This window comes from Dyadobacter linearis (genome assembly GCF_907165045.1).
Classification (GTDB): domain Bacteria; phylum Bacteroidota; class Bacteroidia; order Cytophagales; family Spirosomataceae; genus Dyadobacter; species Dyadobacter linearis.
In genome coordinates, this window is the sequence record NZ_CAJRAU010000001.1 from 1,173,938 (window position 1) to 1,190,098 (window position 16,161).

The following is a 16,161-nucleotide window of genomic DNA, read 5'->3' on the forward strand; positions in this document are numbered from 1 at the left end:
TCGTGAACCCGAAGATTGCGCTTGTAGTTGGTCTGATCAGCATCAGCATATTTCCGGTACTTGTGAAATGGGCGCCGGTGTCCGGCATTACCTCTGCATTCTACCGCATGTTCTTCGGGTTCATTCTGATATTACCTTATGTTTTTTTAACTAAAAAATTTACCTGGCCCGCTCGTAGCCTATGGCTTCCAACAATTCTGTGCGGGATTATTTTCGCTTCTGATATTGCGGTCTGGAATTTATCAATCACACTTTCCAGTGTAACCCAGGCTACTTTGCTCGCCAATCTTTCGCCGGTTTGGGTAGGTATATGTTCATTCTTTTTTCTTTCTGATAAACCAAAATCCGCATTCTGGGCCGGCACTATTGTCGCTCTGGCCGGAACTGTGGTATTGATCGGATTCGAGCATTTCACCGAGATGAAACTCGATGCAGGATTTAGCCTGGCAATGCTATCGGGCATTTTATATGCAGCCTATATGCTCCTGAGCAAATTAGTACTCAACAAAGTGGATATTGTTAGTTTTATGACGATCAATATGGCTGCTTCGACCATTTACCTACTCGCAATCTGTCTGTTTTTCGACCAGCCGCTTTTGGGTTTCACGCCATCGGTTTGGAGCGTTTTTGTAGTGCAGGGATTGATTTGCCAACTTATCGGCTGGCTCGCATTGAATTATGCAGTGCAAAAAATGGATGCGAAAAGAGTCTCTCTCAGTCTGCTTAGCCAGGCGATCGTGAGCGGGTTATTTGCCTGGATTTTTATAGATGAACAGATCACATTGCAAATGATCGCCGGTGGCGTGATCATCCTGGCTGGCATTGCGATCACTTATCAAACTAAAAAACAATCTCCCTCGGCTGAGAAAACAAACGACGGCGGGTATTAAGCTTCGGGCAAATAAATAATGAACGAGGCTCCGATCCCGGGTTGGCCGGTTGCATCAAGCAAACCTTTATGATTCTCCACGATCTTCTTACAAATCGCCAGCCCGATTCCTGTGCCGTCATAAGAACTTCTGTTGTGCAAGCGCTGGAAAACCTGAAAGATGCGGTCTTTGAATTGCTCATCAAAACCAATACCGTTGTCAGAGAATGAAATGTAAGTGTACGTCTGACCGGGATCAGCTTCCGAAAGCGCTATTGATTGTCCTGCGATTCGCCCGGCTTTGATCTGAATAAGCGGAGCCTGTCCCGGCTTTACGAATTTGAGCGAGTTGGCAATGATATTTGTAAAAAGCTGCTCAAATTGGTACACAATCACATCTCGTGTCGGAAGCAGCTCACTGGTAATCACTGCATTCTTTTGAGAAATCACCTCGCCAAGCTGTTCCTTAACAACTTTTAATATCTCATTCAGGTCCGTGCGCTCGAAGTGCTTTTCAACTGCATTAGCTCTCGAAAACGCCAGCAAATCAACGATCAGCTGCTGCATTCGCGTAGACGAAGCCTGCATCCTGCTAAAATAATCCTTGCCTTTTTCCGACAGTTTATCGTTTTCTGTTTCCAGAATGCGCGTAGCAAATGTCTGTATCTTCCTGAGTGGCTCCTGCAAATCGTGACTCGCCACATAGGCAAACTGGGCAAGTTCCATATTCGTCCGCACCAGCTCACTGTTCGCAATCGTCAGCTCCTTGGTACGCAGCTGTACCTTCGTTTCCAGCTCATCGATAAAAAGCTTGCTCTCGTGAATATCAGTACTTGTACCTACCCACATATTAATCGAACCGTCGGGGTTCCGTTGTGGAATTGCGCGGCTCAGCTTCCACCTGAATTCCCCGTCGAACCTTCTTAAACGATGCTCGCGCACGAAATCAGTACCATTTTCAATAGATATGTTCCACAGCCGCGTATTCTCTTTCAAATCCTCCGGATGCACAATATGCCGCCACAAATGCTTATGCATTTCGGCAGGTGTCAGGCCCGTATAGTCGTATACGGATTTGTTGAAATAATTGAGATTCCCTTCCCTGTCGCCGGTCCAGACAAATTGCGGCATAGAATCCGCCAGTGTCCTGAACTTCCCTTCACTCGTTTTGAGCGCAAGTTCTGATTCTTTCCGATCGGTAATATCCATCATCGTACCCAACATCCGGTGTGGCACGTGATTGTCCCGGTACAATATCTTGCCCTGCGTTCTGATCCAATGGATGGATTTATCTGGGTGTATTACCCGGGCTTCGTAATAGTAAGTACCAGTTTCCAGCGCAAGCTCGAATGCTTTTTCTACGATGGAATGCCTGTCGTCGGGATGCACGTGGTCCCGTAGCTCGGCGTGCGTCAGCAGTTTGTTTTCGTCGTAACCAAACAGGGTAGCCAATCGGCCGGAATAAATAATATCTCTGGTTTGCAGGTTCAAATCCCAGGTAGCCAGTTTCGTACCGTCTGTTGCAAGTGAGAGCCTGTCCGCGGCTTCCGAGATTTGCTGGCGGAATTTTACCTTTTCTGTCACATCATTCACGGACACCATTATAGCCGACACTTTTCCTTCCTCCTCAAATATCGGTGCATACTGATAATCTAGATAAAAAGTCCGCATTCCATCAGGCCCGTCTACCTGCGCAAGCGCTTCGTTTTCCCGGTGAATTGTCCCGGTTTCGTATACGTTTTTGAGAATTGCGATAAATTTCTGCTCCTTTAATTCAGGAAACACGTCGAGTAGCTTTCTGCCTGCTACCTCATCCAGTGTCCTTCTCCACAAATTTTTGAGCATTGCTTCATTGGCAAGACTGATCACAAAATCCTCGCCTTTGAATATTGCTTTGGCAAATTGAGACTGGGTTACCAGGCTCCGGAACTGATTTTCACTCCGCTGTAATGCTTGCTTCGACAATACCTGCTGGGTTACCTCGGTAGCCACCACAATAATCCCCGATAATTCCCCGGAAGTTTCAGCAAGTGGCTGATATACAAAGTTGAAATAGCACAACTCCTTTTTACCAAAACGGTTCAATGTTACTTCGAACTCGTTTCCATGGAAAGGTTCGCCGGTCTGCAATACTTTGGTAAGAACAGGCTTTACATATTCCCGCACTTCGGGCAAGGCGTCGAAAAGCAACCTTCCAACGAGCTCTTCTTCGGTGCGGCCAACTATGTTCAGGTAAGAATCGTTGGCCATTTCCACCAAAAAATCTTCTCCACGCAGGATCACCATTCCTACCGGAGCTTGCTTCATCGTATCTCTGAATCTGCTTTCGCTATCGCTTGATTGCTTCTTGTTTCTGTCTTCCTGGTGATCAAAGTAGCTACCAGGGTTCGGGAGTTCAGTTGACTCGTTCACCAATATCGTCTGAAATGTATTTTACAAATTAAACAGTGAACAGAAGGAGAAGGTTAATATTGATAATAAAAATTCTCTGGTACCAGCTTCCAGTTGTAGTTGTTCCAGTCTATATCCAGAACTTGCTTGATCGCCTGCTTCAGCTTCGGAAAAGAGCCTGGTTTTCTGATAAAGAAATTGGCCCCGCCCTGGTACACCTTTCTTACCATTTCCTCCTGGCCGGTTGTAGAGAATATAACCACCGGAATCCTCTCCCACGCTTTGGTATTTCTGATTTGTTCAAGACACTCAAAACCGTTTTTCCGCGGCATATTCAGGTCTAGAAAAATCACGTCCGGCGGAGGTGGGACGGTTGTTTCCATTAAACTGATCAGTTCAACGCCGTCATTCGCAGTTATCAGTTCTGTCGAGTCGCTCACTTCCCTCAGTGCATCTTCAAACAGCATGCAGTCGTCTGCATCATCATCTGCCAGAAATATCGATTTATTTGCTTTTGCGCCCATAGTTCAAAATTAAGCATTATCAGAAGATAACATCGCCATTGATCAAGACATTCCGCAAAACACGATTTGGTGAAACACGCTAACAATCTCTAAATCATATACAAGTTATGACAATTATCCTTTTTTACGAAACATAATTTCCTTAAAATTCCCCGTCAAGAGACTCCTTCGGCTTCTTCTTCGCCTGATGCAGCCGGTAATTCAGTGTGAGGTTAACCTGGCGCAATCTGCCTTGTGAAGTGTTTCTGGTGTAAAAATTAAAACCCTCGGTGACAGAGCGGAACTTGCGCGAGTTAAATACATCTATCACGCTCAGTGTCAGGGTTGCATTGCCTTTCATAATGTCCCGCGTTGCCGCCAGGTCCAGCGTGGCCAGCGCCTTTCTCCGCCCCTGCGGCGTTTGCTGCGGCGCTTCATAATTTCCCCGCAGCTGCACGTCGGCTGACTTCCAGAGTGTAAATCTCGACATCATCCGCACAAACCAGCTGTAAGTATCACTTTGAAAAGATTCGTCGACATTCGCACCATCCGTGATCGCCCGGAAAAAATTCACGCTATTATCGATTTTCCACCATGAATAGGGGTTAAATGAACTGGTAAATTCGGCACCGTAGGCATCTTCCGTACCCAGGTTTTCGGGGCGGGTGTAAGAGCTACCGTCTTCCTGCACAGTCCTGATACTCGTAATTTTCCCATTCGTGTGGCGATAATACAGTGACGATGTGAGCGAACCCTTTGACATATACTTAATATGTCCCAGCTCAAATGCATTCGTAAATTCAGGGTTGAGATCCGGGTTACCGCTCCAATAATTGCGATTATCGCTGTAAGTAGCAAACGGGCTCAGGTCATTATACTGCGGCCGGCGCACGCGGCGACTGAAACTCAGCTGAAATGCATTCTGCTTGGCAAAATCATAGGTGACGTGCACGCTGGGAAACAGGTTCGCATAAGTCCGTTTATTCACCTCGGCAGTTTGTTTCAATTCCGTAGTCACGCCCGTCCATTCAGCCCGTAAACCAGCCTGGTAAGAGAATTTGCCAGTTTTGTTACCAAGAATCCCGTACACTGCATTGATATTCTCCTCATAAAGAAAATCATTCGTAAGGTTTGGCAGCGTAAACCAGCCGCCGTCTTCTCCGCGCTGGGTTACGGTATAATCGTTGGTCATGTCCCGCGAGCTGCTCCGTGCACCTGCTTCTATCTTCCCGTCTTTGGCAAAAGGATGCACATAATCTGCCTGGAAAAGCAGCTGTTTTTCAGTCTCATAATTAACCGCACGCTGCAAAAGTGGCGGTATTCCGGACATGCTTCCATTGGGGTTAAATACACTTTCGTTGTAATACTGATCCGAATTTTCCCAGTTATCCAGGTAGCGCACATCCGCCGTAAACTCCTGCCCTTTCCTGTTAAATGTCTTTTTGTAAGTGACTGAGTATTCAGAGTTTGGCTCCGTTTCCGTCTCGTCCTGCGTGCGCACTGTGTAGCTCGTCAAATTATTGGTACTGCCGATATAATCCCTGTAATTCAGTGTCGAGAAGCGTTTTCCTTTGCTGGTACGCCACGTATAGGAGCCGGTCAGGATATTTTTTGCGTTAAAATAATAGTCGATCCCGCCACGGGCACTATTGGCCATTCCTTTCAGATTACTCTTCATATCCCGCTCCATGATAAACGTGGAATCGTTTCGGTACAACTCCTGGTACAGGAAATTCTTGCCCGGCGTATTGCGGTAGGACATGGTATAATTAATGAAGAAATTCAGGTTTTTACGTCGGTAGTTAACATTTGCGGCAGCACCGTAATTGGTCGGGTGGCCGGTGATTATGTCAAAAGATCCGTTGAACCCTTCTTTCCGCTCCTTCTTCAGAACGATATTGATCACCCCTCCCATACCTTCCGCCTCATAACGCGCTGATGGATTTGTTATAATTTCAACCCGCTCGATCATGCTGCCCTGCAACTGCTGCAAGCCGCTCGCGCCCTTGATGCTCACCAGACCGGAAGGTTTGCCGTCGATCAGTATACGCACATTGCCACTTCCCCGCAGGCTCACATTCCCTTCCACGTCCACAGCTACGGAGGGCACATTTGTGAGGATATCCACCGCTGTACCACCCGCATTCGCCAGGTCTTTTCCGACATTGAATATCTTCTTATCCAAAGACAGCTCCATCGAACTTTTCTCCGCCTGCACGGTAACTTCATCCAGCGTCCGCGCTGAGGGGCTTACTTTGATTAATCCTAAATCCATCGGAGAGTTCGAGGAATTCAATCTGATATCGGGCGTAACCTGTGGTTTGTAACCGATAAATTCGGATAGTGCATAATAGTTACCTGCTGCAATATCCACAATGAACCCGCCTGTCTCGTCGGTGATCGCGCCGCTTACAAATGAACTGTCCGCTGACTTAAAAACCCGGATACTGGCATATCCAAGCGGACTATTGCTTTGGCTGTCAACGATCTTACCTACAATTTTCAATTTCACCCCACTCTGGGCAAATGCCATATTTGCGCCCGAAATAAGGCAAATTAAAATCCCTGCCGCGAAACTTCTCCTGATACTCATTCTGTTTTTTGTAATATTTTTTCAATAAACGATTCCCCTGTTTTTGCTACCAATAGAAACCGTTTTGCAAAGCTGTTTTACTCTAACCGGGTAGATATTAAAACGAAATATTCCTACTCCCATCTCTAAATACCTAACTTTGCATCCCTTTTAGCATATCCACATAAAGCCGTGAAAAAAGAAGCATCACAAACGTTAAAATTAGCATTTCCTATTATTATCGGCGAGCTCGCACAAATGGCGCTCCACCTGATAGACAGCGCAATGGTAGGCGCGATCAGCTACAAACATCTTGCAGCCGCCGCACTCGTTATCAATGCGATGAATATCCCATTCGTGATCGGTATCGGTATGACGATCTCCGTTTCCCAAATGGTATCGCTGGCCAACGGAAAGCAGGACGCGCAGCAGGTATCCCACTATTTGTACAATGGTTTCATCCTCTGCACGCTCACTGCGCTCGTCATTTCATTTACCCTGGTTTTTGGTAAAAATATACTTTATCATCTGGGGCAGGATCCTGACGTAGTGGAACTTGCAATGCCTTTTATGAAATTAATGGGCTTGTCCATTATTCCTATGCTGCTTTTCATGACCCTGAAACAGTTTGCCGACGGACTCGAATACACGCGCACCGCGATGATCTTCTCTCTGGCCGGCATGCCGCTGAATATACTTTTGAACTGGCTGCTGATCTACGGCAACTGGGGCTTCCCCCGGCTGGAACTGGAAGGCGCGGGCTGGGCCACGCTTATTACCCGGACCTGTATGTTTCTCGCGCTGGGTTACGTGGTACTGAGTCACAAAACTTTTGCGCGGTACATTGCTGTGCGCCATAACCAATGGAAGCTCAAAGCCAAGACTTTACGTGAACTGCTGCATATCGGCGTTCCGAGTAGCATGCAGATCGGTATGGAAGCAGGCGCATTTGCGGTTTCGGGTATTATCATCGGTACTTTGGGGGCAGTTTCGCAAGCGGCGCATCAGATCGCGCTCAACTGTGCTTCCTTTACTTTTATGGTTTCCATGGGCCTCGCGCAGGCGGGTTCGATCCGGGTCAGCAATGCACTCGGCCGCACCGATTGGGTCAAGATCATCGTGATCGGAAAAAGTACGATTCTGACTGCTTTAATATATGGTACCATTTGCGCGGCATTGTTTGTAATCCTCCGCAACGTACTTCCGGTCGCATTTAACCAGGAGCCGCAGGTGGTGGAACTGGCCGCCCTCCTGTTGCTTTTCGCCGCGGTTTTTCAGATTTCAGATAGTACCCAGGCGATCAGCGCGGGTTTGCTTCGCGGGATCAAAGACGTAAAAACACCCACCATACTGATCGGAATTGCGTATTGGGTAATCGGTATTCCAGTCGGGTACCTGCTCGCATTCAATTTCAATATGGGTGCCAAAGGAATGTGGCTGGGCCTGATCCTCGGCCTTACAGTAGCTTCCGGCTTCCTGATCACGCGGTTTTTGAAAATGGGTAAAAGGAACACACTGCGTGGCGCGCGGGGATGAAAAACTGAGCGAGCGGTAAGGTTCTGCGGCAATATCACTCGTCAGGTCAATTTGACGGAACGATCCGTTGTTTTAAATCATTCTTCAATTAAACCTTACCATCATTTTTAGCCAGCAAAAAATGGATTTCAACGCCACATTAAGAAACATCTTCGTCGAAGAAAATGACATTCCCCAGGAGTTCAGCCTGCCCGGGCTTATTCACCAGCGCGAATACCTGAGCAACGGTGCAATGAAAACCTGGGACGGGCCTGTCCATGAAGTATATTCACCGATTTGTATCAAAACCGAAAACGGGCTCGAAAGAAAACTGATCGGCAGTTACCCGGTATGCACAGCCGCAGAAGCAGACGAATCGCTTGACGCGGCCGTGGCGGCTTACAACAATGGCAGAGGAGAGTGGCCCACAATGGGCGTGGCGGAAAGGATCCATTGCGTGGAGCAGTTTACCGGCAGAATGATCGAACAGAAAGATATTATCGTCAAACTCATCATGTGGGAGATCGGTAAGTCTTTCGCGGATTCGGTAAAGGAATTTGACCGGACCGTTGAATACATTTACGCGACGATCGATTCTTTGAAAAACCTCGACCGGGATTCTTCGGGTTTTGATATTGTAGACGGCATTGCAGCTCAGGTAAGACGCTCGCCGCTGGGCGTGGTGCTTTGTATGGGACCGTTCAATTATCCCCTTAACGAAACTTTTACCACACTTATACCTGCCCTGATCATGGGCAATACCATTCTTTTCAAACCCCCGAAATTCGGTACGCTGCTGCATTATCCGTTGCAGGAAGCATTCAGGGACTGTTTTCCAAAAGGGGTGGTCAATATAATTTACGGACGCGGAAATACGATCGTACCTGGTTTGATGCAGTCGGGCAAGATCAATGTACTGACGCTTATCGGGTCGAGTAAGGTAGCTAATGAACTGAAAAAGCAGCACCCAAAAGTGAACCGCCTGCGTGCAGTTTTGGGGTTGGATGCGAAAAATGCCGCGATCGTAACGTCCAATGCGGATATCGAGCTGGCGGTAAAAGAGATTATCCTGGGCTCGCTTTCCTTCAACGGGCAGCGCTGCACAGCTTTGAAGATCGTGTGGGTGCACAGAAGTATTGCCGACGAGTTCTTGAAAAAATTCAGTGCTGCGGTGGCCCAGCTGAGATTTGGAATGCCGTGGGAAAAAGGCGTTTCGCTGACCCCTCTTCCTGAAACCAATAAAATTGAATACCTCGACAGTTGCATTGCCGATGCTGTGGCGCACGGGGCTTCGGTAGTGAATGAAAACGGCGGCGGCTCGGAAGGCTCGTTTTTCTATCCCGCCGTGGTTTATCCCGTTAATAGCAAAATGAAACTGTACCACGAAGAGCAATTCGGGCCGATCGTGCCGGTGGTGCCTTTCGATGATCTGGAAGAAACGATCGAGTTTTTGATCGAATCGACTCACGGTCAGCAGGTAAGTATTTTCAGTAATGATGCCGATGAAGTTGCGTCGCTGATAGATCCGCTCGTAAACCAGGTTAGTCGTGTAAATATCAATACACAATGTCAGCGCGGACCTGATGTATTCCCATTTACCGGCCGGAAAGACAGCGCCGAAGGTACCTTATCAGTAGCCGACGCGATCCGTGCATTCTCGATCCGCTCGCTGGTCGCATTCAAAATGAATGAAACCAACAAACAGCTGATCAACGAGATCGTTCATGAGGATACATCTAACTTCTTGAGTACCAAGTTTATTTTTTAGAATATTATTATATTAATACAGAAACCCTTTCCGCCAGCATTCGGAAGGGGTTTTTATTTTAAGGTAAAATCTGATCTTGAATAAAAATACAATAGTTACTAAATTCGGAACACACGTTTTTTAAGCACCACAAATGGAGTCATCGAGTGAGGAGGAAATTTTCGGGCAAAAAAAGTCAGAGGGGGAGGATGATCGTGAGCTTTTGCAGGAAAAACTGAGCGTGATCTTCCAGTATTCCACAGATGCGCATTTGCTGTTTGATGAAAGTGGTATCCTTGATTGCAATCAGGCTGCTGTGAAAATGCTGGCTTGCAAAGACAAGATTGAACTGCTTTCCCTTCACCCCGCGACATTTTCACCCGAATTCCAGCCCGACGGAAAAAGGTCGGCTGAAAAAGCGCTAGAAATGGACCGGCTTGCCTATGAAACCGGTTACACGCGTTTTGAATGGATACACAGAAAGATAACCGGAGAGGAGTTTCCGGTAGAAGTCACATTGAGCCCCGTCCCGATTAATAATAAGAAAGTGCTGCTGGTGGTGTGGCACGACATTTCGGACCGGAAGCGGGCGGAAGAGGCGATCAGGCGCAGCGAGGCAATGCTCAGCGAGTCGCAGCAACTCACCCACAGCGGGAGCTGGGAAGCCGATCTGATAACGGGGCAAAACTACTGGTCTGCCGAAGCTTTCCGGATATTCGGACTGGAACCTGACAGCGCCGGGCCGAATACCGACGTTTTTTCCAAAATGATCCACCCCGACGACCTGCACCTGTACAAAACGCACATTTGGGAAGCGATCAATAAAATGTCGCCCGCCAGTTTCGACCTCCGCATCGTCCTGCCTGACGGACAAATCAAATTTATCCACGCGATCGGAAAGCCTTTTTGTGATGCTACCGGCAAGGTAGTGAAGCTGTACGGGGCGATTATGGATATTGATAACCAGAAAAAAACCGAGAAGGAACTGATCCACGCCAAGGAAATGGCCGAAATGGCGGCTATTGCGAAATCGCAGTTTCTGTCCACGATGAGCCACGAGATCAGGACGCCGATGAATGCAGTGATCGGTTTTACACATTTGCTTTTGCAGCAGGATCCCCGGCCCGAGCAAATGGAGTATCTCAATATCCTCAAATTCTCCGCTGAGAATTTACTGGTATTGATCAATGATATCCTGGATTTCAGCAAGATCGAAGCCGGCAAAATAGAGTTTGAGGAAGTCGATTTCAATGTGCTGTCCCTGCTTGAAAATATCCGCTCGGGTATCCTTCAAAAGGCAAATGAGAAGGGGATTATGCTCAAATTAAAAGTGAGCAACGATGTGAACGTGACCGTTGTGGGCGATCCTGTGCGGCTGGGACAGATATTGACGAACCTGGTCAGCAATGCAGTTAAATTTACAGAAACCGGCAAAGTGACGATTTCCTCGGAGGTGACCAGCCGCCGGGGAAACGTGATCACACTCGATTTCAAGGTCCAGGATACAGGTATCGGGATCCCGCCCGGAAAAATCGATAATATTTTCGACAGCTTCACGCAGGCTACCTCAGACACTACCCGGAAATACGGCGGCTCAGGACTCGGACTGACGATCACCAAACGCCTGCTCGAATTACAGCATAGTAAGATTTTCGTGGAAAGCGAGCCGGGAAAAGGCTCCGTTTTCTATTTCAGTCTCACATTCAGGATCAGCGAAAAGCATTTTACCGAAAAAATAAACGGCAGCCCGACCAACAAATTCAGCCTGGAAGGAATGCGGCTGTTGATCGTGGAGGACAATGCCATCAACGTGCTGCTGATGCGCAATTTCATGAAGCAATGGAATGTACAATACGACGTCGCAGAAAACGGCCTCGTCGCGCTCGAAAAAGTGCAGACAACCGATTACGACCTGGTATTAATGGATCTGCAAATGCCGGAAATGGACGGCTACGAGGCTACTTTAAGGATCCGCCAGCTTCCCGACGAAAAGTACACCAAACTCCCGATCATCGCATTGACCGCCTCCGCGATGATGGATATCAAGGATATTGCATTTACCGTCGGCATGAACGATTACATCAGCAAACCTTTTACACCTGCGGAATTATATTCAAAAATCGCTTCCTACCGTAAGGATAAGCCTTTGTAAATGAAGCCCGCTATTCGGTAGCATCGGTCGCTGCAATTCCTAAAAACGGTAGAATGTAGTTGTAAAAATCTTCCGGGATAAAAGGTTTGGTAAGATAACCCGAAAATCCAGTAGACATAGCCCGCTCCTTTTCGTCTTCGAAAGAAGAAGCTGTGAGCGCCACTACCGGAACCTGCTTGTCGAGTAAGCGGATCATGCGCGTACTTTCAAAACCGTCCATTACCGGCATCCGAAGGTCCATCAGCACCATATCAAATTTCTCCCGGGCAAACATTTCATAAGCCTCCTGTCCATTCACCGCAATTTCAAAATCAAGGTTGCGCCTTTTGAGCAACTGGGTCACCAGAACGATATTGGCCCGGTTATCATCAACTACCAGCACTTTTATCCCTTCCCTCGGCGGGGTGGGCAGTGTCGTTGCCGGGTAATCAGTTTCAGTGCTTTGGGAATATCTCAGTGTCAATTCAAAAGAAAAGGTACTGCCCTTTCCCGGCTCGCTCCGCAGCACTATTTCGCTATTGAATAATTGAAGCAAATCACGCGAAATAGCCAATCCGAGCCCCGTACCTGCATTTTCCCGCTGGTTACTGGCTTTCGTTTGCGTAAAAACTTCAAATATCTCGCGCTGCTCAGATTCGTGAATTCCTATTCCGGTATCGGTTACCTCAAAGTATAATTTGACGAAATCACTGGTTATCTCCTTTTGCTCGACTTTCAGCCTGACAAAACCTTCGGCAGTAAATTTTACTCCATTATGGATCAGGTTTTTGAGGATCTGTTTGAGCCGCATCCGGTCGGCAATCAATAGGTCGGGTAAATCAGGTTCAATTTCAAAAATGAGCTCAATACCTTTTTCAATCGCGCCCGGCCCGAACATTTTGCGGAGATTTTCAAATAACTGCCTCGGGTCAAAAGGCTGGGGATCCAGTACCACGTGCCGGGAGTTGATCTTGTTGAAATCGAGCACGTCGTTCACGACGGTCATCATGTGGTCTGCGGAGTATTTGAGTGTGTGCAGCAACTCGCCCGACCTTGGCTCGCTGCGATTTTCTTCCTGCATCATCAAATGCACGATCCCGACGATTCCATTCAATGGTGTCCGGATCTCGTGGCTCATCAGCGACAGAAAATTGGACTTGGCGCGCGTGGCATTCTCGGCAATATGCTTTTGCTGGGCAAGTGCCTCATTCTGCTGCTGTAATGTGTACCGGAAGTAAAATTCCGCCTTATCCTTGTTGTATCTCAACTTCACGATCACGGGGAATATGCAATTCGCGACCAGCACAAATACCCCGCCCTGCTCGAAAAACAGCGTCAGAGAAGTGTCGCTTGCGAAGTGGATCGACAAGGGATAAAGCACCAGCGGCAACACTGAGGCGATGAGCGCATATCTGAATTCCCAACGCAGTATCATACCCGCAAATATGATTGCCAATGTAAGATTAAGCGACGATTGCACGTAAGAAAGATGCGGGAGTGAAAGCAGATAAGAATAGAAAAATATCAGCGTAACGTGCGCTGCAAAACTCATTTGGTGACCGGTAATCACTTTTTTATAATTCAAAAGAAGGTAGAGCAGCAGGAATAGTCCGGAGAAGAGATGGGTGGTGAACAGGGTATAAAAAAAAGAGTCGCCGGAGAGGTAGAAGGCAACTGACGAGATCGGGTTACAAAAGAGGAAGACAATGCAATAGAGCCGGTTAGTAAGCTGTGACTTTCGCTCACTTTCTTCCGACCAAAGCTTTTCGAAAGCTTCTGCGTATTGGATACTTTTCAAGAGTGGAGTTTTTATAACGTTGGTAATCGTAAGATAAAGATATAGAACCTGGCCTGATCTTCAACAACGCATAAATGCCTATTTATCAAACGCTGCGCATTTTTTGAAGCACGACGGGGCGTGGCACAGTATTATTCAGGAAAGCTCCCTGTAAACCAGCCGCCCTAATTATGAACAGATCATTTTATCAGATTTTTTGGATTCTTGCCCTTTTCACAATTGCTTCTTGTGATGACGATAAAGGAGATACCAACAGCGTGGTCGCGGAGGCGGATCGTGAGTTTGTAATGAATGCAGCGGACGAGGGACTTTTCCAGATCAGCGCGGGGCAGGTTGCACTGAATAATGGTGCGTCGAAAAGGTATGCAGACTTTGGACAGCTGATGATCGATGGATACACCGCTTCAAACCGGGAATTGCAAGATTATGCTGCTTCCAAAAATCTGAACGTGCGAACAACCTTATCGGATACCCGGCAACAGACGCTTGATACGCTCTCGGGAAGAAAGGGAATGGAACTCGATACCGTGTACGCAGCTGCAATGCTCGTTGCCCATTCCAATACTATTACCTATTTTGAAACTCAGAGAGAAATGGTAACGGATGCACAATTGAGGACCTGGATCGAAAAGAAACTTCCCACTTTGCGGCAATATCTGGAACAGGCGAAAGTATTGAATGATACCTTACAGTAAATCAATTCAGAGGCGAGTAACCGTCATTGGTCAGAATATCGCGGCCATTGTATTGCTGAAATTTTTGAATGATCTCATCACTTTCAGCCCGGTTTTTTGGGTCTACGCTGATAATAATGCCTCCTTCCTTCACGCCCTCTTCGTAAGTATCTGAATGCGTGGCCGGGATTTTCGAACCGATGATCCCGCCCAGCGTGCGGCCTGTCAATGCGCCGGCAATACCCGCCATCACCGGACCCGCAATCGAAATCCCAAGCCCGGGCACAGCAACGAGGCCAAGCGAAACGAATAAGCCAGTTAATGCGCCGGTTGTACCGCCGATCGTCTTACCTCGATCCTCTTCTGTCGGGGGTGTAGATTCAGGTTCGGAATGCTCGTTTGTATCACTAAGGTGCTTATTCAAAGTTTCATCGGACATCAGCACCGAAATTTCATCCTCAGAATAGCCCTTCTTCAAAAGTGCTTTGTATGCCTTATCCGCATCATCCCGGGTAAGGAACACTGCCGACACCATTCCCGGCGAATCGTATGCGTAGCTTGAAGATTCCATGACAGTTTTTAAAATGCCTTACGGCCGGTTATTTAATACGATTCGACATTTTCTTCCTTTTCCGAAGGTTTGATGATCATCCGCAGCGACTGGTCTTTGGTAAAATAAGCTACCATCCAGTTATACAGGGTTTTCATTCTGTTTCTGTGATTGATGAGCGAGATAAGGTGAATGAATAACCAGGCTAGCCAGGCGATCACACCTTTGAAATGGAGTTTTGGAGAAGGCATATCCACAACCGCTTTGGCGCGGCCGATGATTGCCATTGAACCTTTGTCGTGATATGCAAATGCTTTGAGCGGCTCGTTTTTGACCTGCGCTTTGAAATTGCGGGCCAGTGTTTTTCCCTGCTGAATTGCCACCTGTGCAACCTGCGGATGCCCCTGCGGAAAATTCGCGTCAGTCAGTTGAAGACAGGCATCCCCTATTGCGTAGATATTATGGGTGCTGTTCACGAGATTATACGCATTCACCAGCATTCTGCGTCCGCGGCCGTAAGCTTCCGGCGGAATGCCTTCAAATACAATTCCGGTTACGCCGGCAGCCCAGATCAGTGTTTTTGTATCAATATAATCACCTTCGGTAAAGAAAACCTTATCATCGGTGAAGTCGACCACGTGGGTATTGAGCATGATTTTCACACCCAGTTTGGTCAAAGCCTCGTAGGTATCCTTTTGTGAAGCGACACTCATCGGCGACAGCAGCGAATCTCCCCCGTCGACCAGATAGATTTCGCTTCCTTTACCTGCCAGCTGCGGATATTCTTTCCGCAAGATGCCATTCCGCATTTCGGCAAACATTCCGGAGATCTCAACACCAGTGGGTCCGCCGCCCGCAATTACGACGGTAAGCAGCTTTTTAACCTCAGCAGGATCCTCGCAGATGGTAGCCTTTTCCATTTGCAGCAACATCTTATTCCGCATTCCGATCGCATCTTCGAGGGTTTTCATTGGCGTGGAATTGCGTTTTACATTTTCCATCCCAAAGAAATTACTCTCCGCCCCGGTCGCGAAAACAAGCTGATCGTATTCCAACTCACCATTTGAAAGCACAACCTTGTTGGCCTCAGGTACTACTTTCAACAGCTCGCCCAGCCTGAAATGCAGGTTATTTTTTCCTGAAAATAATTTGCGAAACGGATAGCTGATACTGGAAGGCTCCAAGAAGGCCGTGGCAACCTGATATATCAATGGCGGAAAGAAGTTGTAGTTGTTCTTATCCACCAGGGTAACATCAAAATTTCTGTCTTTGGCAAGGTCAAGCGCCAGGTTAACACCTGCGAATCCTCCTCCTATGATTACAATTCTCATACGTCCTTCTATTAGATCGGGGGTTATGATTTTAATAATTCAGGTTTAGGAGAGCTTCGTACATTAACTATGCCAAATAGC

At 47.5% G+C, this 16,161-nt stretch carries 11 protein-coding genes; 5 read left to right on the plus strand and 6 right to left on the minus strand.

Annotated features, from left to right (window positions below):
* Positions 1-2 precede the first annotated feature (2 nt).
* The gene (locus tag KOD92_RS04840; RefSeq protein WP_229254524.1) at positions 3-890 is read left to right on the plus strand and encodes a DMT family transporter; all 888 of its coding nucleotides are present in this window, start codon (positions 3-5) and stop codon (positions 888-890) included.
* On the opposite strand, the gene KOD92_RS04845 is transcribed toward KOD92_RS04840, so the two are convergent.
* From KOD92_RS04845 to KOD92_RS04855, 3 genes are all read right to left on the minus strand, one after another.
* On the minus strand, positions 887-3,280 hold the full coding sequence (locus tag KOD92_RS04845) for a PAS domain-containing sensor histidine kinase (RefSeq protein WP_229254525.1): 2,394 nt from the start codon (positions 3,278-3,280) through the stop codon (positions 887-889). The two genes, KOD92_RS04840 and KOD92_RS04845, sit on opposite strands and share 4 nt — an antisense overlap.
* 53 nt (positions 3,281-3,333) lie before the next feature.
* A complete protein-coding gene (locus KOD92_RS04850) occupies positions 3,334-3,783 on the minus strand; it encodes a response regulator (RefSeq protein ID WP_215232364.1) in 450 nt (149 codons plus the stop codon).
* 142 nt (positions 3,784-3,925) lie between these two features.
* Positions 3,926-6,355 carry an outer membrane beta-barrel family protein gene (locus tag KOD92_RS04855; protein ID WP_215232365.1) on the minus strand — a complete coding sequence of 810 codons (2,430 nt, stop codon included), beginning with the start codon at positions 6,353-6,355 and terminating at the stop codon, positions 3,926-3,928.
* Between the two features lie 171 nt (positions 6,356-6,526).
* On the opposite strand from KOD92_RS04855, the gene KOD92_RS04860 reads away from it, so the two are divergent.
* The 3 genes from KOD92_RS04860 (at position 6,527) to KOD92_RS04870 (ending at position 11,748) form a co-directional block, all read left to right on the plus strand.
* Positions 6,527-7,870, plus strand: a complete 1,344-nt coding sequence (locus tag KOD92_RS04860) for an MATE family efflux transporter (RefSeq protein WP_215232366.1) — start codon at positions 6,527-6,529, stop codon at positions 7,868-7,870.
* A 121-nt stretch (positions 7,871-7,991) separates the two neighbouring features.
* Positions 7,992-9,617: an NADP-dependent glyceraldehyde-3-phosphate dehydrogenase gene (locus KOD92_RS04865; protein ID WP_215232367.1), complete on the plus strand. Its 1,626-nt coding sequence runs from the start codon at positions 7,992-7,994 to the stop codon at positions 9,615-9,617.
* A 133-nt stretch (positions 9,618-9,750) separates the two neighbouring features.
* Positions 9,751-11,748, plus strand: a complete 1,998-nt coding sequence (locus KOD92_RS04870; protein ID WP_229254526.1) for a hybrid sensor histidine kinase/response regulator — start codon at positions 9,751-9,753, stop codon at positions 11,746-11,748.
* Between the two features lie 10 nt (positions 11,749-11,758).
* Here the strand turns inward: KOD92_RS04870 and KOD92_RS04875 are convergent, their stop codons facing one another.
* The gene (locus KOD92_RS04875; protein WP_215232368.1) at positions 11,759-13,525 is read right to left on the minus strand and encodes a response regulator; all 1,767 of its coding nucleotides are present in this window, start codon (positions 13,523-13,525) and stop codon (positions 11,759-11,761) included.
* A gap of 170 nt (positions 13,526-13,695) precedes the next feature.
* Between KOD92_RS04875 and KOD92_RS04880 the strand changes: the two genes are divergently transcribed.
* Positions 13,696-14,220 carry a DUF4142 domain-containing protein gene (locus KOD92_RS04880; protein WP_215232369.1) on the plus strand — a complete coding sequence of 175 codons (525 nt, stop codon included), beginning with the start codon at positions 13,696-13,698 and terminating at the stop codon, positions 14,218-14,220.
* Position 14,221: 1 nt separating this feature from the next.
* Here KOD92_RS04880 and KOD92_RS04885 read toward each other — a convergent pair whose 3' ends face one another.
* Together KOD92_RS04885 and KOD92_RS04890 are read right to left on the minus strand one after the other, a co-directional pair.
* Positions 14,222-14,770 carry a general stress protein gene (locus tag KOD92_RS04885; RefSeq protein ID WP_215232370.1) on the minus strand — a complete coding sequence of 183 codons (549 nt, stop codon included), beginning with the start codon at positions 14,768-14,770 and terminating at the stop codon, positions 14,222-14,224.
* Positions 14,771-14,802: 32 nt separating this feature from the next.
* Positions 14,803-16,080 (minus strand): NAD(P)/FAD-dependent oxidoreductase, encoded by a 1,278-nt coding sequence (locus tag KOD92_RS04890; RefSeq protein WP_215232371.1) that lies wholly within the window; start codon positions 16,078-16,080, stop codon positions 14,803-14,805.
* Between the last annotated feature and the right edge of the window lie 81 nt (positions 16,081-16,161).

Coding starts and splice junctions, on each gene's coding strand:
- KOD92_RS04850 (WP_215232364.1), bottom strand. CDS start 3,783: ATGGGCGCAAAAGCAAATAAATCGATATTTCTGGCAGATGATGATGCA.
- KOD92_RS04855 (WP_215232365.1), bottom strand. CDS start 6,355: ATGAGTATCAGGAGAAGTTTCGCGGCAGGGATTTTAATTTGCCTTATT.
- KOD92_RS04865 (WP_215232367.1), top strand. CDS start 7,992: ATGGATTTCAACGCCACATTAAGAAACATCTTCGTCGAAGAAAATGAC.
- KOD92_RS04870 (WP_229254526.1), top strand. CDS start 9,751: ATGGAGTCATCGAGTGAGGAGGAAATTTTCGGGCAAAAAAAGTCAGAG.
- KOD92_RS04880 (WP_215232369.1), top strand. CDS start 13,696: ATGAACAGATCATTTTATCAGATTTTTTGGATTCTTGCCCTTTTCACA.
- KOD92_RS04885 (WP_215232370.1), bottom strand. CDS start 14,770: ATGGAATCTTCAAGCTACGCATACGATTCGCCGGGAATGGTGTCGGCA.
- KOD92_RS04890 (WP_215232371.1), bottom strand. CDS start 16,080: ATGAGAATTGTAATCATAGGAGGAGGATTCGCAGGTGTTAACCTGGCG.